The organism is Actinoplanes italicus, assembly GCF_003001815.1.
Taxonomy (GTDB): domain Bacteria; phylum Actinomycetota; class Actinomycetes; order Mycobacteriales; family Micromonosporaceae; genus Actinoplanes; species Actinoplanes italicus.
Genome location: NZ_PVMZ01000034.1, coordinates 30,999 through 50,558, shown reverse-complemented (window position 1 = coordinate 50,558; position 19,560 = coordinate 30,999). Strand labels below are relative to the sequence as shown.

Here is a 19,560-nt window from a genome sequence, read left to right as displayed (position 1 = left end):
CATGCCTGCACCGATGATTCTCCGCGACGTCTTCCTCACCTACCGCGACCGCCACGGCGAGGAGGACGACGGCATCCAGTTCGAGAACCCCAGCGGACCGCTGCCCCGCCTCGACGTGTTCATCTACCGCTCCCTCGAGATGACCACCTTCGCCACCATCGGTATGGCCGTCCACGAGATGCCGTCGGGCCCCGGCCCGGGCGGCGGAGGCCGCGCCGAACTGCGCCTGGTACGCCGCGGCCCCCTCAGCCGAGCCGACGAGCACGCCGTCGCCGTACAGCTGGCCAACCTCGCGGTCCACCCGTTCCTCACCGGTGAGCAGCTCAACTGGGGCCACATGATCGGCATCGACGACGAGTTCCCGGCGTTCCGCGGTTGCCGCGCGGTGTTCCTGGCCGGCCCACTCAGCCCGGCGGCCCTCGACTACGTCCGCACCACCGCCGGAGCCGTCCGCATCCTCAACGTGGTCCCCATCACCGACGCCGAACGGGCCCACGGCCGGACGCTGCCCCCGCTGGCCTTCGCCGAGTCGCTGCTCTCCCGCCGGGACCCCTACTCGGCCCCCTGAGCGCCTGCCGGATCTTCATCTGACAAAAGGCGCTGGAGCTCGGTGAGGCTCGCGGCCGACCGGAGAGTGTCGGGATGTTCCTCACCCAGTACCCGCGCCTGGACGGCCAAGGTCTCCCCCTCGAGTTCCAAGGCACGCCGGGTTTCGCCGGCGACCAGGTAGGCGGCGGCGAGGGCGCTCGCTGATTCGAGCGTGTCAGGATGCTCGTCGCCGAGTACCTTCCGGCTTCGGGCGAGGGTGGCGGTGTTCAGCTCCAGCGCACGCTGGATCTCCCCGAGCTGACGTAGTACCCCGGCGAGGTTCGTGGCCGTGCGCAAGGTCTCGGGATGGTCGTCGCCGAGTACACGCCGTTTGCGAGCGAAAGTGTCCTCGGCGAGCTCTCGAACACCTGCGAAGTCGCCCATGAGCGCCGTCACCATGACCAGGTTGGTGGCTGTGCGGAGCGTAGCGGGGTCGTCCTCGCCCAGGACACGCCGCCGGCGAGCGAGGTTGTCCTCGTCCATTTCGCGTGCTTGCTGGTAGTCGCCGAGTCCGCGCAGGATGTCCGCGAGGTTGTGAGCCGCGCTGAGTGTGTTCGGATGATCGTCACCGTGAAGCCGACGTGTGCGGGTGAAGATCTCCTGACAGAGGTCGTGGGTACGCCGGTAGTTGCCGAGCTGCCGGTGGATGGCGGAGAGCACGTTGGCGATGTAGGTGGTGCTGATGTCGTCCGGTCCATGTAGGCGTGTCCACGCCTCGTACAGGTGCTCCACCAGCGGCAGTGCGGCACGGGACTCACCGCGGGACATCAGATGCCACATGGCCATCGCCGTGGTGGAACGCAGGCCGGGATCGGTGGTGGTGACAGGGCCGACGGCGAGGAGGTGCGGCAATAGCACGCTCCAGCGAGGCCACCACCGCGGATCGCTGCCGTCGTCGGGGCCGGCGGCGGCCAGCAGTCGTTCGACGACGGTGTGGTGGGTCACCGGGTCGATGTCGATGTCGCGCAGGACTGCCTGGATGAGCCGGTGCAGGACAGGACCGGCATCGGTCAGCCGCGCCAGCCCGTAGAGGCCGAGCCGAGCCGTCGTGCGGGCGAGGGCCAACGGCTTGCGCGCCGTGTCGTCCAGTGGCGCGGGAAGCAGATCCGGCCGGGCGGTGAACAGATCAGCGGGAATCGGCTGCGATCCCAGTCGTGCACAGAGGTGGAGCAGCTCCCCGGCGGCCGGATCCGCCGCTCGCAGCCGGTCGGCCGACAGGGCCACGGAGGCGGCGAGCGACAGCGGATATCCGCCCGGTGGACGACCCTCCTTCATCAGGTCGGCAGTGTGGGCGGTCAAATCGCTCAGGTAGACGTCGATCGACATGCGGGTCTCGGTCAGGAGGTCCACAGCCTGCCCGACTGCCAGCGGAAGGTCGCCGAGAGCGTCGGCGAGCCGGTCCGCATCGATCTCGGTGAGCCCCGCCAGGTTGGCGCGCAGCAGATCGACGGATTCACCACGCATGAAGACGTCGACGTCCACCGGCCGTGCGACACCGGTCCAGTTGTGGTTCCGGCTCGTGATCAGGAGATGTCCTGGGCCGTCGGGCAGCCATGGGGCCAGTTCGTCACGTTCCTCGGCATTGTCGAACACCAGCAGCCACCGGCCGGTTCGGCGCAGGTGTTCCCGGAGTGCCTCGACCGCCTCCGGAATGGCGGTGCCGGCCGAGACCAGCCGCAGCTTCAGGGCGAGCGCGGAGAGGTGGTCGCTGATCAGCTCCGGTTGTTCGGAGGGTATCCACCAGACCAGGTCGTACTCGCCGGCGAAGCGGTGGGCGTACTCCAGGGCCAGCTGGGTCTTGCCGACCCCACCCATGCCGTGCAACGCCTGCACGGCCACCCGGCTGCCGCCCCGCAGGGTGTCGTGCAGGTTGTTCAGCATGCCGTCACGGCCGGTGAAACCGAGGTTGCGGCGGGCCAGGTTCCACACCGCGGGCAGAGAGCCCGGCGGCCTGGGTCCCGCCTCCGTAGCCGCCGCCACCGACGTCCGTCGCCCGGGAAAGACCGGCGGCGCGGCCCGCGGCGCTCCGGCCGGAGACTGGGTCACCACTCGCCGGACCGCCTCGACCAGCACGGTGACCGCCTCGTCCGCGGGCAGGTCGAACAGGTCCGGCACGACGATCGGCGCCCACAGGCCGCCGTTCAGATCGATGTTCTCGATCCGGATAGGAATCAGTTTCGCGTCCGGGTCCTTGCGACGCTGCGCGAAGCGGGCCGTCCACTCGTCGGCGGTGAACCGCTTCGGATCCAGATAGGCCGACGACAGCAGTACGAGCATCGGGTTGTCGCGGTGCAGCGCCCGGTCCATCGCCTCGACGAAGTTGGTGCCCGGCGCCCGGTCGGCGCTGTCCAGCTCGATCTGATGCCCCGCGGCCTCCAGATGCCAGCGTGCCCACTCCGCCCACGGCCGATCCCGGCCGGCGTGTGAGATCAGGATCCGCGACACCACGCCGTCCACACTGCACCACCCGGACCCGGAAAACGACCTCCGAACGGGTGCCGGGCCCTACTCGACCGCGACGTCGCTGCCGGACAGGGCGTCGGCCAGGTACACCTGCGTGCCCGCGTCGGGGTCGCGGGCCTGGACGGTGTGGAACATCGGCGAGAACGGGCCGCCAAGGTCGACGACGGTCGCGCCCGCGCCGCGGACCGCGCGTTCGAGGTGCGGGGGGGAGCGGTCAGGTCGATCCGGGTGATCACGCCGGGTGCGACCCACACCGGGATGCCGGCGAGCGTCCCGGACAGCTGCAGGTGGAAGTGGCCGCACAGGACGGCGTGCACGTCGCTGCCGGCGAGCGCCGAGGCCAGCTGCCCGGCGTTGCGCAGGTTCACCAGCGGCATCAGCTTCGACGACGGCAGCGCGATCGGCGGGTGATGCAGCACCACGATCGACCCCGCGGCAGCCGGCCCCGGCATCGCGGCCGTCGGAGCCGCGGGCCGGTGCCGAACACCTCCGCGAACGTGTCGCGGGCGTCGTGGTTGCCGGTGCATTAGATGTGCGGGATCCCGCGCTCGCGGGCGAACGCGACCGCGTCGATGCCGGGGACGAACCGCACGTCGTGCAGGATCCGGTCGAGTGAGTCCGCCGCGTCGACGCCGTCCTCGTCGGCGCGGGACGCCGTGAGATGCGGATCGGACAGGTGCAGGATGCGGTGGGTCGTCTTCCCGGGCATGGACACGCTCCTCATCGTGATCGATGAAGAGCGCCCAGGCGGTCGATGCCCCGACGTCACTCCCCGATGGTGGACCACCCGCGCCAGTCGTGTCCGGTCAGGCTAGATCGCTGTCCGTCCCCTGGACAACCACCCCGTCCAAGCGGTAGAGGGTGAGCGCGGCCAGCGACGGGGCGTCGACGATCCCGCCCGTACGGATGAGGTCGTTGATCTCGGCGTCGCTGAAAGCGCGGTGCACCATGTCCTGCTCGGTGGCCTCACGATCGGGTTCGCCCTCGGCCAGTCCCGTGGCCAGGTAGACGTCGAAGCCCTGGGTGCAGTAACCGTAGGCCTCGTAGAGGTGACCGAGATGGATCATCTCCGTGGCGCGCAGGCCGGTCTCCTCGGCCAGCTCCCGCCGGGCCAGCGCCACCTGATCGCCGCCGGCTCCGGCGCCCCAGCTGCCCTGCGGGAACTCCCAGGCCCGCCGCCCGACCGGATAGCGGTACTGCTCGACCAGCCAGAACCCGTCCCGCCAGCGCGGCAGGACCAGTGCGAAGTCCGGCTTCTCGACGACGCCGTAGATGCCGGGGCTGCCGTCGGGCCGGCGGATCTCGTCCTCTCGTACCGTCATCCATGGGTTTCGGTAGACGACGCGGCTGCTCACCTGTTCCATGTCCACCCTCCTCGGGGAAGTTCGATGCTGCTGACGATCACCGCCGACATCCGGCGGTGGGCCGGAACCAGGCACGGTCAGCGCGGCCCGAACCAGGACAGGGCCTGACCGTGGCCACGCGCCCAGGCCAGCGGGACGCCGTCGAGGGCGACCACGTTGTGAAGCGTGTCGTCGGGCGCCGGCGGCAGATCCGGGAACGGCACCACCTCGGGCGCCTCGACCGAGATCCGGTGGCCGGGCATCGTCCGTACCAGATCCTCGAAGGCTCTCCTCCGGTCCTCAGGGACCTGATAGAGCACCGATGTGTGGAAGACAACGAGCGTCGCCCCGGCCGGCGCCTGCGCGGCCAGCGCCGGCAGGTCGTCGACGAGATCGCCCCGGACCAGGGTGGGCGGGTCTGCGGCGGCGATCTCGACCGCGGCACGCAGGCGCTCGCGCCGATGCGTGTGCTCGGGCCAGATCAGCGCGTCCAGCCAGGCCATGTCATCAGAATCGGTCACCCGCAGCGGATTCAGGTCGAGCCCGGCCCGCCACACGACCTCCGGCAGCCGGCTCGGTGGCTCCGTCCCGGTGAGTTCGCACTCCATGACCGGGCCTCCGGCTCCGAGCCGCTGGTCACCGTAGCGGTAGGAGTAGCGGTCGGGATAAAGCCCGAGGCCGGCCGATGCGCCGACCTCCAGCAGGGCGAGGGGTTGCGGCAATCCATTGAGTACGGGCAGGAGCACCGCCGAACGGCCGGGCTCGTTGGTCTGCGTCGCCCTGACGCGGAGTTGAGCGGCCACCCGGTCCCAGTTACCGACCGTGAAGTCGTGGAAGGCCTCCGGATCGTTCACCGGCCCGCCGAGTAGCCGGACCACCGCGTACAGGAGATTGGGTTGCCGCTTTCCCTCCGGAACGGTGTCCAGCAGCGTCAGGAGCTTCGCATCGGTTGCCACGGCCAGCGACAGGCGCTCGTAGAGGGGGGAGACCCCGTGCGCCTCCCGTGCGGCGAACTCGGCATACCTCTCGGCGGTCGTCATCCGAGCGATCCTGACACAGCCGATCTACGCCGCTGATCGCGGATAGGGTCGGTGCCGTGACCATCGTCTTCCCCGACCGCGGCCTGCATCTCGGTGTCCTGAACGCCCTCCTGGCGAGCGGCACGATCGACGAAGCCCAGATCACCGCGATCGTCGAGTCCACCGGCCCGGACGCTGGAACGAGCGTTACCTCCCGTCCCAGCGGCTCTATGACACAGCCGTCCGTCCCACCGAGAAGGTCGACGTCATCGTCCACAACGACGACCCCGGGCATCCGGCCTGGGTGATGCGGCGATGATCGGCTACGGGAACCCGTTACCCTTCTCACCGCCCGGTACCCTTCTCACCGGAAGGCTGGACTGAGTCATGGGTATGGAGCTCATCGGCCGCCGCCTGTCGGCCGGCGAACTGCGGGCGCTGATCGACGACCCGTCGACCGCCGAGGACCTGCTCTACGGCGACCTCGACGACGACGACGCCGAGATGCCGGAACCCGAGCTGGACCTGGACAAGTTCTGGCACGGCGTGCACTACCTGCTGACCGGCACGGCCTGGGACGTCGGCGACGGCGCGGCCGGGGCGGCGATCCTCGGCGGAACCGAGATCGGTGACGACGGCGGCTACGGACCGGCCCGCCTGCTGGACGCCGACCTGGTGCGGGCCGTCGCGGCCGGTCTCGACGACCTCGACCCGGAGGCGCTGCGTGCCCGGTTCGACCCGGCGGCCATGTCCGCGGCCGAGATCTATCCGGACGTGTGGACCGACGTCGCCGCCGACGACCTGATCGAGCATCTCGGCACGCTGCGCGACTTCTACCGATCGGCTGCCGAGCAGGGGCAGGCGATCCTGCTGGCCATAGTCTGAGCCGGTGACGCTCGACCGTGAGTCCTGGGAACGCCGCTGGTCGCAGGTGCTGAGCGAGCGCCCCGGTGTGGTCGCGGCCCGGCCCGGTGCCGACGCGCTGATCCGGGCCGTGTCAGAGGCGGTACCGCATCCGCGGCAGTAGGCGGCCGGGGATCGCCGTCGACGGGACGGTGCCGGCGCGGGGATCCCGTGGCGAAGGTACGCCGGGTCGATCAGAGATCGCCGAGTTCGCCGTCCTCCGGCGGGACGCCCTCCAGAGTGCAGAAGCCGGCGACCGCGCCGTCCGCCTCGGCCACGACGGCTCGCTTGGCGTGCACCTCGTCCGGGTGCAACGTCAGATCGGCCCGGCACGCCTCGAGGAACGCGTCGTCGTACCCCCCAATGTGCCTTTGATCTCATTGCCAGATCAGTCAGCGCCGCAGCCTCGCCGGCACGCGCCGGCCGCAGGGTAATTCGCACGGTTGCGCCTCCTTTCACGCCGGTTTCGGAACAGACGGACGGGGACATCGCACCGTCGGGCCGTTCGCCGCCCGGGCCGCCGACTACGGTTGGGGTTTATGACGACCTATTCCGGTCCGGCGAGGCTCACCCTCGTCGACGGCACACGCGTGTCCGGCATGGCCTCACTCAGCACCAACCAGCGCGGCGGCGTCGACGGATGGGGCGGCACCTTCCGCCCGGACCGCACCGACGACGACATCCGGAATGCCGGTGACGGCTTGACCCTCGAGCTGCCATACGACCAGACCGGTTCGGTGGCCGTCACCGGCGTGCGCAAGCTGCTCGCGACGCAGATCCTGGTGTCGCTCGCCGGCAGCGGCCCCGCACCCTTCTAGAAACCCTCAGCGCACGAAACGCTCACGCCGGACCGTCGGCCGGCGACCCCTGATCGTGGCGCGCTGCATCGCCGCGATCACCATGTCGGCCGCCGGTTCCGGGACCTCGACCAGCGAGAACCGGTCGGTGATCTGGATGGCGCCGATGTCGCGGGAAGCCAGCCCGGACTCGCCGGCGATCGCGCCGACCAGGTCCTGCGGGCGCAGCCCGGCACGGCGGCCGATACCGAAGAACAGACGGGCGACCTCCGCGTTGTGCCCGCGGTCGCGCCGGCCGCCGGGCCGGGGGTCTCGGGTCTGCGGGGTGCGCCGTTCGGGCGCCACCGACGGGGTGGGGATCTCGTCCTCGTCGCGGTCGCCGCCCGCCGCCTCGTGGAGCAGCTTCACGGCCGCGAGTGCGATGTTCTCGACGTCGAACTCGTCGGTCAGCGAGTCGAGCACGACCCGGAACCGCTCCAGGTCGTCGGTCTCGAGGCTGGTCTGCAGCGCCGTGCGGGTGACCTCGAGGCGCCGGGCCCGCAGGTCGGTGACGGTCGGCAGTTTCTCCAGGGTGATGCGCTGCCCGGTGAGCCGCTCGATGGCCTTGAGCATCCGCTGGTCGCGGGGCTCGGCCAGGGTGATCGCGGAGCCCTCGCGCCCGGCCCGGCCGACCCGGCCGATGCGGTGCACGTACGCCTCCGGAGCGACCGGCAGGTTGAAGTTGATGACGTGGGTCAGCTGCTCGACGTCCAGTCCGCGGGCCGCCACGTCGGTCGCGACGAGCAGCTCGGTGGTGCCGGCCCGCAGCCGTCCCATCACCCTGTCTCGCTGGTCCTGGCTCATGCCGCCGTGCAGCGCCTCGGCCCGGTAACCGCGCCCGTTGAGCGTCTCGGTGACCTGGTCGACCTCCTCCCGCGTGCGGCAGAAGACGATCGCCGAGGTCGGCACCTCCACGTCGAGGATCCGGCCGAGCGCGGCCGACCGGTGCGCGCGGGCCACGATGTAGGCGGTCTGCCGGATCAGCGGGACCTCGCCCGGCGCGACGGCCTTGCGGCCCATCGTGATCCGGACCGGCTCGCGCAGGTGGCGGCGGGCGATGCTGTCGATGCGGGGCGGCATCGTGGCGGAGAACAGCACGGTCTGCCGCTCGGCGGGGGTCTCGGAGAGGATGGCCTCGATGTCCTCGGCGAAGCCCATGTCGAGCATCTCGTCGGCCTCGTCGAGCACGACCGTGCGTACGTCGCTGAGCTGCAGTGTCTCCCGCTCGATGTGGTCGAGCACCCGCCCGGGCGTACCGACGACCACGTCGACACCCCGTGCCAGGGCCTGCAGCTGCCGGCCGATCGGCTGGCCGCCGTAGACGGGCAGCACCCGCACGCCCAGATCGCGCCCGTAGCGGTGGACCGCCTGCGACACCTGCTCGGCCAGCTCACGGGTCGGCACGAGCACCAGCGCCATCGGGCCGGTGCCGCGTTTGCCGTCGGCGAGCAGGTGCAGCAGTGGCAGCGCGAACGCGGCGGTCTTGCCGGTGCCGGTGGCGGCCTGCCCGACCAGGTCGTTGCCGGCCAGCAGCGGCGGGATCGACTCCTGCTGGATGGGGGTGGGCTCTTCGTAGCCGAGGTTGGTCAGTGCACGGAGCAGTTCCTCCCGCAGCCCCAGTCCGGCGAAACCTGCATCGGACTCGAGTGCATGTGTTTCCATGCCGACAACCTTAGGAGAACGATCCGTCCGCGTCGTCACGGCCCCGCTCCGGCACACTGGCCGCCGTGCGAAACCACCGTTTCCGGGGCCGTCTCAAGGAGCCGCGCTACTTCCTCTTTCTCGGGATCAAGGCCGAGGCGGTACGGTCAGCGACGCCCCCGTCCGAAGCCGAGCCCGTCGCTGACCGGCTGTGGCTGGAGGCCTCCCGGATCGTCGACGGCTTCCGGGGCGGCCCGTTGCGGGTGAGCGCCGGTGAGATCGGCCGGTTGCGGGCCGGGCTGCTGCGGGTCAGTCCCGACATCGCCCGCGCGGAGCCGTCCGCGCACGTCACGGTCGTCGTCCACGCTCTGGAGATCGTCGAGTGCGACTACCACGAGGCGTCACTGGAGCCGGCCGTCGCCGGTTGGGCGGCTGCCGAGTTCGGATTCACCGCCCCGGGAACCGTCGTGGGCCGCATCGGCGACACGGGGAGTCTCCTCGTCGACTCGGACGAGCGCCTGATCGAGGTGCGGAAACCCCGTGACGCCTGAGTTCGTACCCGCGCAAAAGGTGTTAAAGTGGATTAAATGAACCGCAACCGCGCCACGGTGCCCGCGCTCGTCCTGGCGACCCTCACCGCCGTCCCGTCCTCCCTGATCAGCGGCCTGCCGGCGGCCGCGTCGCCGGGCGCGCCGATGGTTTCGCGACTCGCCGAGGACCCGCGGGAGGGCATCACGGTGACCGGCACCGGCGAGGTGTTCGGGGAGCCCGACACGCTCACCGCCGACTTCGCGGTGGAGACCACCGGCGCCACGGTCAAGGAGGCCCTGGACCGGGCCACCGCGGCAGCCATCAAGATGCGGGACTCGCTCGTGCGCGCCGGGACGGCCCGCGACGACATGCAGACCGTGAACGTCACCGTCGGCACCACCCAGAAGGACGACGGGAAGATCACCGGCTACACGGCGAGCCAGGGGCTCACCGTGACCGTCCGTGACCTGGCACGTGCCGGAACCCTGATCTCCGAGACCGTCGAGGCGGGCGGGGACGCGGCCCGGCTCAGCAACGTGTCGTTCGCGATCGAGAAGGACGACGCGCTGCTCGCCGAGGCCCGCAAGGCGGCGTTCGCCGACGCCCGGGCGAAGGCGGTGCTCTACGCCGGTGAGGCCGGTCGCCCGCTCGGCCGCGTGGTGCGGGTGAGCGAGGAGACGCCGACCTTCGGCGGTTACAGCCACAAGACCCTGATGGCCTCGGCGGACGCGGCGGCGCCGATCGAGCCGGGACGCCAGAGTCTCACGGTGACCGTGGTCGTCGAATGGGCGCTGGGAACCGCCGCGGCCTGACACGCCGGTGACCGGGCGGCGCGCCGGGCTCCGCCGATAAACCGGTCGCGGCCGGTGCTGGTCGCGGGCACGATGCGCGGGTGACGAATGCTCCTGAAGGCTTCACCTACCGGCAGCGCAAGAACGGCGACATCGAGATGCTGCACCACGGCCGCCCGGCCGGAGTGCTGCGGGGCGCCGCGGCGGCCCGCTTCCTGGTCGACGTCGAGGACCAGGACCCGCAGGAGCTGATGGCCCGGCTCACCGGCAACTACCGGCACGGCAACGAGCGCACCGCCAAGAACCACCCCCGCAATCGCAACCGCTGACCCCGCTCAGGGGTCGATCAGTTCCCAGTCGCCCTCGGAGACGACCTCCACGGCGCCGTCGACGACCTTGATGGCGGTGCTGTCGTCGATGGCGTAGGTCGGGACGGGGATTCCCGACGCCCACTTCCGGATGTTGGCCGGCGTGGTGTCCTCCATGTCCGGATGGTTGAGGTGGGGATACAGCGTGAAGTCCACCAGTCCCAGCGCCCGGTCGGCGCCCCGCCCCATGTCGCTGCCGTCGGGGACGAACTGCAGGTCGAACTCGGCGTCGCAGTTGTACGGGGTGACCGCGATGCTCCCGGCGCTGACCCCCACCCAGACCGTGTCGTCCAGCGACGGCAGCAGGTCGGCCAGCCCCGAGCGGCGCAGCCAGTAGGTCAGGTACAGCACATCGCCACCCCAGACCAGCAGGGCGTCGGCCTCCCGGACCGCCGGGACCCAGTTCTCCCGCCTGATCGTGGGCAGCGCGGTGAGCTCCAGCATCCCGACGGATTTCCAGCCCAGCTCGGCCAGCGGGGTCGAGGGCCGGCCGTGGATCGCCTTCCACGCGCTCTCGCCTCCGCCGGGGAAGGGGTAGACGCCGGTCGGGACGAACAGGGCCGTGGACTCGGCGATCGGCTTGCCCAGCAGGTCGACGAGAGCGCCGGCGATGCTCGGGTTGCAGATGCCCGACGAGGTGAGAAGAAACTTCATGGGTTCACCGTATGACCGCGGGTAACTGGTTGGAAACATTGACCGAAGTGGCTGGTAACAGTTAGCGTCTCGCCCAAGAGAGCGCTCTCACGTTCTCGCGCATCCCCTCTCACCCCCCGCTTGCGCGACTTGACGCCGCAGCACCATCCCCATCGGAGGCTTGTCCATGGGTTCACCCGCCACACCGGCACCCGGCCGACACCGGGCCGGCCGGCCCACACGATGGGCCGGGCTCGCCGCCGCGGCCGTCGTCGCGGCCGGCTCCGGTCTGCTGGCCGTCACGTTCACCGGCACCGCCAGCGCCGGCACGATCGGCGCCGGCAGCTACACCGAGACCCTCCCGGCCGGCGCGAAGCTGCCGTCGGGCTGCGGATCGGTGTCGACCAACCCACGGGAGAACGTCACCGCGAACGCGCCCAAGGGCGCCGTGCCGACCAACGACTGGTGGTCGTCGCTGCTGTTCAAGAAGGGCGACGACTGCAACTTCTCGCAGGCGCTGTACGCCCACCCGGTCGCCTACCGGCCGTCCGCCACCGGTCTCGGGCTCTCCTACGAGCAGACGCCGGCGATCAGCGGCAGCGCCACCGGCCTCGGTGAGTACCACTTCCCGTACGCCCAGAAGGTCGTCGCCGGGGTTGCGGGGTTGAACGCGCCGAAGGCGCTGGTGGACGGCTGGACCGACTGGACCGTCACCCCGTCGTGGAGCGACGGCACCCGCACCCTGAAGGCGACCATCGGGCACGGCCTGCCGCTGTCCTACTACCAGGTCACCGGCGGTGACGCGCTGCTGAGCGTGACCGGGCCGCCGACCGCCTGGCAGAACAGCGGCAACCGGCTCGGCTTCTCGATCGCCGGCCAGGACTACGTCGCCTGGGCACCGAGCGGGGCGACCTGGAGCGCGAGCGGCAACACGTTCCGCTCCAACCTCGCGGGCAAGGGCTACTACACCGTCGCCGTGCTGCCGACCACGACCGCGAACAGCACCGCTGACAAGATCGCGCTGGCCGACTCGTGGAACCAGTTCGCGCACAACCACGTGACCGGCACCCGGGTCTCGTACTCGTACAACCAGGCCACCGGCACGGTCAGCACGACCTACGGCTTCACCACCACGGCGCGTGAGGGCAGCGGTTCCGGCACGGTCATCGGGCTCTACCCGCATCAGTGGCGATACCTCACCGGGTCGACACCGGCAACGCAGACGTACGTCTCCCCGCGCGGCCGCATGAAGATCGTGACCGGAACCCAGTTCCAGACCACGATGAAGTACACCGGTGTGCTGCCGGAGATCCCGGCCGTCGCCGACAACAGCGGCGCCGACCTCACCACCATCACGAACTACCTGAACGCCGAGCTGAACAACCCGGCCGACTTCCGTGGTGACGACACGTACTGGACCGGCAAGGGCCTCGGCCGTGCCGCCCGGATCGCCGAGATCGCCGACCAGCTCAACCTCACCGCGGTGCGGGACAAGGCGCTCAGCGTCATCAAGACCCGGATCACGGACTGGTTCACGGCGACGTCCGGCAAGAGCGCGCGCGTCTTCTACTACGACAAGAACTGGGGCACCCTCATCGGTTACCCGGCGTCGTACGCCAGCGACGAGGACCTCAACGACCACCACTTCCACTACGGCTACTACGTGGCCGCGGCCGCCACGCTGGCCAAGTTCGACCCCAACTGGGCGTCGGCCGGTCAGTACGGTGGCATGGTCGACCTGCTGATCCGCGACGCCAACAACTACGACCGCAACGACACGCGTTTCCCGTACCTGCGTGACTTCGACATCTATGCGGGTCATGACTGGGCCTCCGGGCACGGCGCGTTCGGTGCCGGCAACAACCAGGAGTCCTCGTCGGAGGGCCAGAACTTCTCCAACGCCCTCATCCAGTGGGGTCAGGCCACCGGCAACGCGGCCGTCCGTGACGCCGGCATCTGGCTGCACACCACGCAGGCCGCGGCGATCAACGAGTACTGGTTCGACGTCACCGGCGAGAACTTCCCCACCCAGTGGGGTCACAACTACGCGGCCATCGTCTGGGGCTCCGGCGGTGCCTACGCCACCTGGTTCAGCGGCGAGCACGCCCTCGTCGTCGGCATCAACATGCTGCCGATGACCGGCGGCCAGCTCTACCTAGGCGACCACCCGCAGTCGGTCCGCGACACCTACGCCGAGCTGGTCCGCAACAACGGCGGCGAACCGCAGCAGTGGCGTGACATGCACTGGCAGTACCTCGCCCTCGGCGACGGTGACGGGGCACTGTCGAAGTTCCGGGCCAGCGGCGGCAACTACACCTCCGAGGAGGGTGAGAGCAAAGCACACACCTTCCACTGGATCCGCAACCTCGCCGCCCTCGGCACGATCGACAAGACCGTCACCGCGAACCACCCGCTGGCGAAGGTGTTCAGCAAGAACGGCGCCAAGACGTACGTCGCCTCGAACATCACCAACAGCGCCCTGACGGTCGCGTTCTCCGACGGCCGCTCGGTCAGCGTCCCCGCCGGTAAGACCGTCACCGCCGGTGCCCTGACGTGGAGTGGTGGCAACGCCAGCGGGGGAGGGGTGGTGACCCCGCCGCCGTCGTCCCCGCCGCCGTCCAGCTGCACCACCGGGCCGCTGCTGTCGCAGGGCAAGCCGGCCACCGCGTCGTCGCTGGAGAACGCCGACTACCCGGCGAGCCGGGCCGTCGACGGTGACGCCGCCACCCGCTGGTCCAGCGCGTTCGCCGACCCGCAGTGGCTGCAGGTCGACCTCGGCTCCAGCCAGGCGCTGACCCGCGCCGAGCTGCTCTGGGAGGCCGCGTACGGTTCGGCGTACACCATCCAGCGCTCGACCGACGGCACCAACTGGACCACCGCGGCCACCGTCACCGGCGGCGACGGCGGGACCGACACGGTCAACCTGTCCGGAAGCGGCCGCTACGTCCGGGTCAACGGCACGACCAGGGCCACGCCGTACGGCTACTCGCTCTTCGAGTTCAAGGTGTACGGAGCGTGCGGCACCACCGTCGCCCCGACCACCGCGCCGACGACCCAGCCGACCACGACCCCGCCGACCTCCGGGACCACGACGTGGGCGGCGAACACCGCGTACGCCGTCGGGGCGACCGTGACCTACAGCGGCACGCGCTACCAGTGCCGCCAGGCGCACACGTCGCTGGTGGGCTGGGAGCCGCCGAACGCGCTGTCGCTCTGGCTGCCCCTGTAATTCCACTGGCTGTCGCGTACCGCTGTCTCAGCCCCTGAGACAGCGGTACGCGACAGCTGTCAGCTCCCGGCTGTGTCGTTCCGCTGTCTCGGCATTCGAGGCAGCGGAACGACACAGCCGGCCGTGTTCTCGGCCGTGAAGGATCTTCGGTCTAGGGTGACGGCATGGCGACGGTCAGGCAGTTCCAGGTCACCTTCGACTGCGCCGACCCTGAGCGGGTCGGCCGATTCTGGTGCGAGGTGCTCGGCTACGTCCCGGCCAAGACGGTGAAGAGCGGGGCGGGCTGGTACGCCTGCGTCGACCCGGCCGGGGACGGCCCGCGGCTGTACTTCCAGCGCGTCCCCGAGGGCAAGGTCGTCAAGAACCGGGTGCACCTCGACGTCCGCGTCGGCACCGGACTGGTCGGTGAGGAGCGCCTGGCCGTGCTGCAGGCCGAGCGCGCCCGCCTCGAAGCGCTCGGCGCGACCTGCTTCCAGGTGCTCATCGCCGACGGGGTGAACGAATCGTGCATCGTGATGCAGGACATCGAGGGCAACGAGTTCTGTCTCGACTGAAAGCGGGTCAGCCTGTCAGGTGATCCGCCCGGCGGTCGCACAGAAACGCACGATTCCGGCCGGACGCTCCGGTGCACTGCCGGGTATGACGTTTGTGCGTACCCTCATCGGCGCGGCTTGCGCGGCCGCCCTCGCCGCCGCGACCCCCGCGACGGCCGCGCCGCCTCCCGGCGAACTGGAACTCCGCTACCTCGGCGATCTCACCGATTCCGGCCAGGTCGCCGACAGCAGCGGCAAAGACCTCAACGGCAACATCCTCTCCGGTACGGGCGGAGCCGTGACCTCGATGACGGAGGCGAACGGCAACCGCTTCCTGAGGTTCCCCGGCGGCAGCTGCACGACCGCGCCCTGCCCGCAGGCGATCGTCCGCCCCGCTCGCACGGTGACCCTGGTGCCCGGTGACGCGGGGGAGGGCCGGTTCGTGTTCGGCGCCGACATCCGCCTGACCGAGCCGCCGTCCAGCGCCGCCGGGCAGAACGTCTTCCAGTTCGGTGCCGCGGGCGCGGGCCTCAGCCAGTGGAAGATGCAGGTCGACGGCGGTCGTCCGTCGTGCCGCTGGTCCGACGGCACCGAGTTCGTGCTTCTTCCCGCCGACCTCACGCTGGCCGTGGGCACCTGGTACCGGGTGACGTGCGTACGGCTGTCGCCGGTGCTGTTCCAGATCCGCGTCCACGACCCGGCCACCGGCCGCCAGGTGGTGCCGCCCGCGCAGCAGACCGGTCCGCTGCGGGACATCCTGCCCAGCGGCAACGTGGTGATCGGCGGCAAGCGCGTCAACGCCGCCCAGAGCGACATCGACACCGACCAGTTCCACGGCGACCTCGACACCATCGAGTTCGGCCGCCGTCTCCTGCCCTCCGACGCCTGACCATCTCGGTCCCGCCCGCCGCCCGTCACGGCGGCGGGCGTTCTTCTCGGACACCTCGCCCCAGTCGTAGACCCTCGGGCGGGACTAGGCTGTCGTCGTGCCAGCCATGATCGAAGTCGCCACGATCATCGATGCGGGCACCGCGACGGTGTTCGACCTGGAACTCGACGTGGACGTGCACGCCGACTCTCTGGCCCGTAGCGGGGAGACCGCGGCGACTGCCGATGGGCGCCGCCGGCTCGGACCCGGTGACGAGGTGACATTCCGCGCCAGCCATTTCGGCGTGAAATGGCGCATGACGAGCCAGGTCACCGCGTACGACCGTCCGGCGCATTTCGTCGACGAACAGACCCGCGGACCGTTCCGGGAAATGCGCCACGAGCACAACTTCGAGGACCTCGGGAACGGCCGCACCCGGATGGTCGATCGCATGGCGATCCGTGCCCCCGGCGGTCCCCTGGGTGCGATCGTGACCCGACTGCTGCTCGCGCCGTACCTCAAGCGCCTCTTGATCCGCCGTGCCACTCACATCAAGCGTCTGGCCGAAACCGCCGGCCGCCGGGACCCGTGAGGCGGGTGCTGCCCGGTCATCTCAGCTGGGCGATCGGCTGTCGGGCATGTGGGTCCCCTGTCCGACGTGACCGCTGAGGGGCGGCCCGGCCCAGATTCCGGGAGGTGTCTGCGTCCCGGCCACCCGGCGAGGCATTGAGAAGGTACGGAGATGAATGGCGGTCCGGGTGGTTCCGCCGCTATCCGGCATGGTTGCGGATCTCGCGTGCCACCGTGGGCCAGATCTCCGGGGCAGGGCGTGCCCGACGCCGGGCAGCTCGACGTAGCAGGCGTCCGGCACCGACGCGGCGATGCGGCGCCCGGCGGCGGGGCGGCCCAGCGGGTCCTGCTCACCCTGCAGGACCAGGGTGGGCCATGTCCTCGGCGGTGTAGGCGGGCGGCCGGCGGCGGAACAACGCGGTTACCGGGTCGCCGACCGGGACATCGTCGAAGTGGGTGGAGCCGCCGGAGTCGCGGCCGTCGAACGAGGCCATGCTGAAGCCGGCTCCGGTCCGGGACAGGTCGCCTACCTGGCCCACGCGGTCGCGGCGGGCCGGCACCCCCACCTGACCGCGGCGTTGACCGGCGCTCCACCGGCCCCGGCCCCGGACTTCGAGGACACGGTGTCACGGGTCCTGGTCGGCCTGCTGGGGGAGTGACGGGTCAGCCGGGTTCGGACTCGTGGCCGGCCGGGTGGGTTCGCAGCAGGCCGTCGTAGGCGCGCTCGGCGGTGATGTCGCCGGTGACGACGCGATGGATCGTACGCGTGATGGGCATTGCCAAGTCGTGCCGGTCGGCGAGCTGAACCGCCGCGTGCACCGTCTTGACGCCCTCGGCGACCTGTCCCATCTCGGCGAGGATGTCGTCGAGGGTGCGGCCGCGGCCGAGCTGCTCGCCGACGTGCCGGTTGCGGCTGTGCGGGCTGATGCACGTCGCCACCAGGTCGCCCATGCCCGCCAGCCCGGCCAGCGTGCTGGGTTCGCCGCCCATCGCGACCGCGAGCGTGGTGAGTTCGGCGAGACCGCGTGAGATCACCCCGGCGCGGGTGTTGTCGCCGACGCCCAGGCCCTGCGCGATGCCGGTGGCGATCGCGACCACGTTCTTCAGCGCGCCGCCGACCTCGCAGCCGATCACGTCGTGGTTGGTGTAGACGCGCAGCAGGCCGCGCCGGAACACGCGCTGGATCTCGGTGGCGACGGTCAGGTCCTCGGTGGCGATGACGGTGGCCGCCGCCATCCCGGCCATGATCTCCTTGGCGAGGTTGGGGCCGGTCAGGGAGGCCGCGGGATGGCCGGGCAGCACCTGCTTGATCACCTCGGTCATCCGCAGCAGCGAGTCCCGTTCCAGGCCCTTGCTGAGGCTCACCACCGGGATCCACGGGTGCAGATCCGGGCCTACCCGCTCGAGGGTGTCCCGGAAAGCGCCCGTCGGCACACCGACGACCAGCAGTTCCGCGTGGGCCGCCGCCTCGGCGAGATCCGACGTGGCCCGCAGCCGCGCGGGAAGGGGGAACCCGGCGAGATACCGCTCGTTGCTGTGCTTGGCGTTGATCTCGTCGGCGGTCTCCGGGTTGCGCGCCCAGATGAGCGACTCGTGGTCGCGGCGGGTGAGCACCGACGCGACGGTCGTGCCCCACGAACCCGCACCCAGCACGGTGATGCGCATGATTCCCCTTGTCGCGTCAGAATGGAGTGGTACGGAAACGGCTGCGGAACTCGGCGAGCAGCGACTCGGTCAGTTCCGCACCGGCGTCGACGGCCGCGTGGACCTGGCGGAAATAGTCCTCATAACCGGCCGGCGTGTACAGGCACAATCCACGGACCGGGGAGTCGCCGGCATTGCGATAGCCGTGCGGCGCACCCCGTACCGCCGAGAGGGAATGCCCCGGCCCGGCGGTGACCTCGCCCTCGCCGTCATGAACGGTGAGTTCGCCCTCGAGAACGTAGAAGTATTCGTCGTGGCCGTGATGAACGTGCGGCCGGGCGCCGACGATCCCCGGCGCGAGTGTGAACTCCTCCATCGCGAACCGCCCGCCGGTGTCGGCGCCGGTCAGTTTGAAGAGGTGGTCCACTCCGCCGACCCGGATCATTTCGCCCTCATCGGGACGGCGCAGCAACGCCTTCTTCACCGGATCGACCACAAAATCCGATCTTTCCATCACCGTACGGCCATGGCCAGCAATGTGCGCGAACCGCGTCTATAAATGGTTGATGACCGACGACTTCGCCGCGATCGCCCGACAGATCATCGACGCCAACGGCTACCTGACGCTGGCCACCGCCGACGCCGGCGGCAGGCCTTGGGCGACGCCGCTGTGGTTCGCCGCCGACCGGTACACCGACTTCTTCTGGCTGTCACGCCCGTCGACCAGGCACTCGGCCAACATCGCGACCCGCCCGGACGTCGGGATCACGGTCTTCGACTCGACCGTGCCGATCAGCCAGGGCCAGGCGGTCTACATCGAGGCGGTCGCGGGGCAGGTCCCGGACGCCGACCTGGAGCCGGCGCTCGCGGTGTACTCGGCGCGCTCGGTCGCCGCCGGCGGCCGTGCCTGGGCGGTCGCCGATGTGGTGTCCCCGGCCGAGTTCCGCCTCTACCGGGCCCGCGCGACGGCCTGCTACGTCCTCGACGACCACGACAGCCGAGTTCCGGCCGACCCCGCCCGCGCATAGAGAGCTTCCCGAGTCAGGATCCGGGCACCGTTGTGGGACCTCACCGTGCACTCCGGCTGCGGGCTCCCGCGCCTATACTCCGCGGCGTGATCGTTCGGCTCGCCGGTGCGGCGGATACAGCGGTTCTCGCGGAACTGCGGGACATCGGGCCCGACGACCTTCAGGCGTACGCCGCATGGATCGCCTCGCACCGGGACACGCATCTGCCGTTCGTCGCCGAGGTGGACGGTGTCGTGGTCGGGTGCGCCTGGCTGCTGATCGCCGATCGGGTGCCGGGGAACGGGTCGTTCGAGCGGCAGTACGGCGACGTCCAGTCCGTCATGGTCCGGGAGGAGCACCGCGAGCGGGGCATCGGCGCCGCTCTGATGGACGCGATCCTCGCCGAGGCCCGCCGGCGCGGGCTTCTGCACGTGACGGTCCACTCCGGGCGCCGGGCGGTCGACTTCTACCTGCGGACCGGTTTCGCCCACCACCGCCAGATGCTGATCTGGGAACCGGCGGCCACCACACGATGACGCCGCCGCCGATCGCCCGGGAACGCTGGACCTTCCGCCCGGCATAGGCGCTGTCGA

Annotated in this window: 23 protein-coding genes; 15 read left to right on the top strand and 8 right to left on the bottom strand. The window is 70.5% G+C overall.

Annotation, left to right across the window (positions count from 1 at the left end):
• Nucleotide 1: 1 nt before the first annotated feature.
• Nucleotides 2-568, top strand: a complete 567-nt coding sequence (locus CLV67_RS46660; protein ID WP_106330423.1) for a suppressor of fused domain protein — start codon at nt 2-4, stop codon at nt 566-568.
• On the opposite strand, the gene fxsT is transcribed toward CLV67_RS46660, so the two are convergent.
• Nucleotides 553-3,045: an FxSxx-COOH system tetratricopeptide repeat protein gene (gene fxsT, locus CLV67_RS46655; RefSeq protein ID WP_106330422.1), complete on the bottom strand. Its 2,493-nt coding sequence runs from the start codon at nt 3,043-3,045 to the stop codon at nt 553-555. The two genes, CLV67_RS46660 and fxsT, sit on opposite strands and share 16 nt — an antisense overlap.
• Before the next feature lie 132 nt (nt 3,046-3,177).
• Between fxsT and CLV67_RS53010 the strand changes: the two genes are divergently transcribed.
• Complete coding sequence (locus tag CLV67_RS53010; RefSeq protein ID WP_203737618.1) at nt 3,178-3,462, top strand: hypothetical protein; 285 nt, start codon at nt 3,178-3,180, stop codon at nt 3,460-3,462.
• A gap of 115 nt (nt 3,463-3,577) precedes the next feature.
• On the opposite strand, the gene CLV67_RS53005 is transcribed toward CLV67_RS53010, so the two are convergent.
• From CLV67_RS53005 to CLV67_RS46640, 3 genes are all read right to left on the bottom strand, one after another.
• Nucleotides 3,578-3,760, bottom strand: coding sequence for a hypothetical protein (locus CLV67_RS53005; RefSeq protein ID WP_203737620.1), 183 nt, complete (start codon nt 3,758-3,760; stop codon nt 3,578-3,580).
• Nucleotides 3,761-3,857: 97 nt separating this feature from the next.
• The gene (locus CLV67_RS46645) at nt 3,858-4,415 is read right to left on the bottom strand and encodes an NUDIX domain-containing protein (protein ID WP_106330421.1); all 558 of its coding nucleotides are present in this window, start codon (nt 4,413-4,415) and stop codon (nt 3,858-3,860) included.
• A gap of 77 nt (nt 4,416-4,492) precedes the next feature.
• Nucleotides 4,493-5,434, bottom strand: a complete 942-nt coding sequence (locus CLV67_RS46640) for a DUF2332 domain-containing protein (RefSeq protein ID WP_106330420.1) — start codon at nt 5,432-5,434, stop codon at nt 4,493-4,495.
• Between the two features lie 366 nt (nt 5,435-5,800).
• On the opposite strand from CLV67_RS46640, the gene CLV67_RS46630 reads away from it, so the two are divergent.
• The 3 genes from CLV67_RS46630 to CLV67_RS46620 all read left to right on the top strand — a co-directional run bounded on the left by CLV67_RS46630 (nt 5,801) and on the right by CLV67_RS46620 (nt 7,134).
• The gene (locus tag CLV67_RS46630; protein ID WP_106330419.1) at nt 5,801-6,298 is read left to right on the top strand and encodes a YfbM family protein; all 498 of its coding nucleotides are present in this window, start codon (nt 5,801-5,803) and stop codon (nt 6,296-6,298) included.
• A 4-nt stretch (nt 6,299-6,302) separates the two neighbouring features.
• Entirely contained in the window at nt 6,303-6,440 is a 138-nt protein-coding gene (locus CLV67_RS52455) for a hypothetical protein (protein ID WP_170154263.1), read from the top strand.
• 415 nt (nt 6,441-6,855) lie between these two features.
• A complete protein-coding gene (locus CLV67_RS46620; RefSeq protein ID WP_106330418.1) occupies nt 6,856-7,134 on the top strand; it encodes a hypothetical protein in 279 nt (92 codons plus the stop codon).
• Between the two features lie 6 nt (nt 7,135-7,140).
• Here the strand turns inward: CLV67_RS46620 and CLV67_RS46615 are convergent, their stop codons facing one another.
• Entirely contained in the window at nt 7,141-8,814 is a 1,674-nt protein-coding gene (locus tag CLV67_RS46615; protein ID WP_106330417.1) for a DEAD/DEAH box helicase, read from the bottom strand.
• Between the two features lie 65 nt (nt 8,815-8,879).
• Here CLV67_RS46615 and CLV67_RS46610 point away from each other — a divergent pair, with 65 nt between their 5' ends.
• The 3 genes from CLV67_RS46610 to CLV67_RS46600 all read left to right on the top strand — a co-directional run bounded on the left by CLV67_RS46610 (nt 8,880) and on the right by CLV67_RS46600 (nt 10,444).
• Nucleotides 8,880-9,344 (top strand): hypothetical protein, encoded by a 465-nt coding sequence (locus CLV67_RS46610; protein ID WP_106330416.1) that lies wholly within the window; start codon nt 8,880-8,882, stop codon nt 9,342-9,344.
• Nucleotides 9,345-9,380: 36 nt separating this feature from the next.
• Nucleotides 9,381-10,136: an SIMPL domain-containing protein gene (locus CLV67_RS46605; protein WP_106330415.1), complete on the top strand. Its 756-nt coding sequence runs from the start codon at nt 9,381-9,383 to the stop codon at nt 10,134-10,136.
• Between the two features lie 80 nt (nt 10,137-10,216).
• The gene (locus tag CLV67_RS46600; RefSeq protein ID WP_106330414.1) at nt 10,217-10,444 is read left to right on the top strand and encodes a hypothetical protein; all 228 of its coding nucleotides are present in this window, start codon (nt 10,217-10,219) and stop codon (nt 10,442-10,444) included.
• Nucleotides 10,445-10,450: 6 nt separating this feature from the next.
• Here the strand turns inward: CLV67_RS46600 and CLV67_RS46595 are convergent, their stop codons facing one another.
• Nucleotides 10,451-11,137, bottom strand: coding sequence for a Type 1 glutamine amidotransferase-like domain-containing protein (locus CLV67_RS46595; protein WP_106330413.1), 687 nt, complete (start codon nt 11,135-11,137; stop codon nt 10,451-10,453).
• Between the two features lie 166 nt (nt 11,138-11,303).
• On the opposite strand from CLV67_RS46595, the gene CLV67_RS54040 reads away from it, so the two are divergent.
• The 5 genes from CLV67_RS54040 to CLV67_RS52995 all read left to right on the top strand — a co-directional run bounded on the left by CLV67_RS54040 (nt 11,304) and on the right by CLV67_RS52995 (nt 16,975).
• Nucleotides 11,304-14,345, top strand: a complete 3,042-nt coding sequence (locus CLV67_RS54040) for a glycosyl hydrolase (protein WP_106330412.1) — start codon at nt 11,304-11,306, stop codon at nt 14,343-14,345.
• Nucleotides 14,346-14,509: 164 nt separating this feature from the next.
• Entirely contained in the window at nt 14,510-14,899 is a 390-nt protein-coding gene (locus CLV67_RS46585) for a VOC family protein (protein ID WP_106330411.1), read from the top strand.
• A gap of 85 nt (nt 14,900-14,984) precedes the next feature.
• Nucleotides 14,985-15,767, top strand: coding sequence for a hypothetical protein (locus CLV67_RS46580; RefSeq protein WP_146169590.1), 783 nt, complete (start codon nt 14,985-14,987; stop codon nt 15,765-15,767).
• Between the two features lie 106 nt (nt 15,768-15,873).
• Entirely contained in the window at nt 15,874-16,338 is a 465-nt protein-coding gene (locus tag CLV67_RS46575; RefSeq protein WP_106330409.1) for an SRPBCC family protein, read from the top strand.
• A 346-nt stretch (nt 16,339-16,684) separates the two neighbouring features.
• Complete coding sequence (locus CLV67_RS52995; protein WP_203737622.1) at nt 16,685-16,975, top strand: hypothetical protein; 291 nt, start codon at nt 16,685-16,687, stop codon at nt 16,973-16,975.
• Nucleotides 16,976-16,979: 4 nt separating this feature from the next.
• On the opposite strand, the gene CLV67_RS46565 is transcribed toward CLV67_RS52995, so the two are convergent.
• Entirely contained in the window at nt 16,980-17,981 is a 1,002-nt protein-coding gene (locus tag CLV67_RS46565) for an NAD(P)H-dependent glycerol-3-phosphate dehydrogenase (RefSeq protein WP_106330408.1), read from the bottom strand.
• A 16-nt stretch (nt 17,982-17,997) separates the two neighbouring features.
• Nucleotides 17,998-18,456, bottom strand: a complete 459-nt coding sequence (locus CLV67_RS46560; protein ID WP_170154262.1) for a cupin domain-containing protein — start codon at nt 18,454-18,456, stop codon at nt 17,998-18,000.
• Between the two features lie 70 nt (nt 18,457-18,526).
• Here CLV67_RS46560 and CLV67_RS46555 point away from each other — a divergent pair, with 70 nt between their 5' ends.
• Together CLV67_RS46555 and CLV67_RS46550 are read left to right on the top strand one after the other, a co-directional pair.
• Entirely contained in the window at nt 18,527-18,988 is a 462-nt protein-coding gene (locus tag CLV67_RS46555; protein ID WP_170154261.1) for a pyridoxamine 5'-phosphate oxidase family protein, read from the top strand.
• A gap of 86 nt (nt 18,989-19,074) precedes the next feature.
• Nucleotides 19,075-19,503, top strand: a complete 429-nt coding sequence (locus CLV67_RS46550) for a GNAT family N-acetyltransferase (protein ID WP_106330405.1) — start codon at nt 19,075-19,077, stop codon at nt 19,501-19,503.
• Nucleotides 19,504-19,560 lie beyond the last annotated feature (57 nt).

Bases quoted from the DNA above. Each gene is read 5' to 3' on its own strand.
- CLV67_RS46580 (WP_146169590.1), top strand. From the start codon at position 14,985: ATGACGTTTGTGCGTACCCTCATCGGCGCGGCTTGCGCGGCCGCCCTC.
- CLV67_RS46640 (WP_106330420.1), bottom strand. From the start codon at position 5,434: ATGACGACCGCCGAGAGGTATGCCGAGTTCGCCGCACGGGAGGCGCAC.
- CLV67_RS46620 (WP_106330418.1), top strand. From the start codon at position 6,856: ATGACGACCTATTCCGGTCCGGCGAGGCTCACCCTCGTCGACGGCACA.
- CLV67_RS46575 (WP_106330409.1), top strand. From the start codon at position 15,874: ATGATCGAAGTCGCCACGATCATCGATGCGGGCACCGCGACGGTGTTC.
- CLV67_RS46630 (WP_106330419.1), top strand. From the start codon at position 5,801: ATGGGTATGGAGCTCATCGGCCGCCGCCTGTCGGCCGGCGAACTGCGG.
- CLV67_RS46585 (WP_106330411.1), top strand. From the start codon at position 14,510: ATGGCGACGGTCAGGCAGTTCCAGGTCACCTTCGACTGCGCCGACCCT.
- CLV67_RS54040 (WP_106330412.1), top strand. From the start codon at position 11,304: ATGGGTTCACCCGCCACACCGGCACCCGGCCGACACCGGGCCGGCCGG.
- CLV67_RS46605 (WP_106330415.1), top strand. From the start codon at position 9,381: ATGAACCGCAACCGCGCCACGGTGCCCGCGCTCGTCCTGGCGACCCTC.
- CLV67_RS46660 (WP_106330423.1), top strand. From the start codon at position 2: ATGCCTGCACCGATGATTCTCCGCGACGTCTTCCTCACCTACCGCGAC.
- CLV67_RS46615 (WP_106330417.1), bottom strand. From the start codon at position 8,814: ATGGAAACACATGCACTCGAGTCCGATGCAGGTTTCGCCGGACTGGGG.
- CLV67_RS53005 (WP_203737620.1), bottom strand. From the start codon at position 3,760: ATGCCCGGGAAGACGACCCACCGCATCCTGCACCTGTCCGATCCGCAT.
- CLV67_RS46555 (WP_170154261.1), top strand. From the start codon at position 18,527: ATGACCGACGACTTCGCCGCGATCGCCCGACAGATCATCGACGCCAAC.
- CLV67_RS46595 (WP_106330413.1), bottom strand. From the start codon at position 11,137: ATGAAGTTTCTTCTCACCTCGTCGGGCATCTGCAACCCGAGCATCGCC.
- CLV67_RS46645 (WP_106330421.1), bottom strand. From the start codon at position 4,415: ATGGAACAGGTGAGCAGCCGCGTCGTCTACCGAAACCCATGGATGACG.
- CLV67_RS46565 (WP_106330408.1), bottom strand. From the start codon at position 17,981: ATGCGCATCACCGTGCTGGGTGCGGGTTCGTGGGGCACGACCGTCGCG.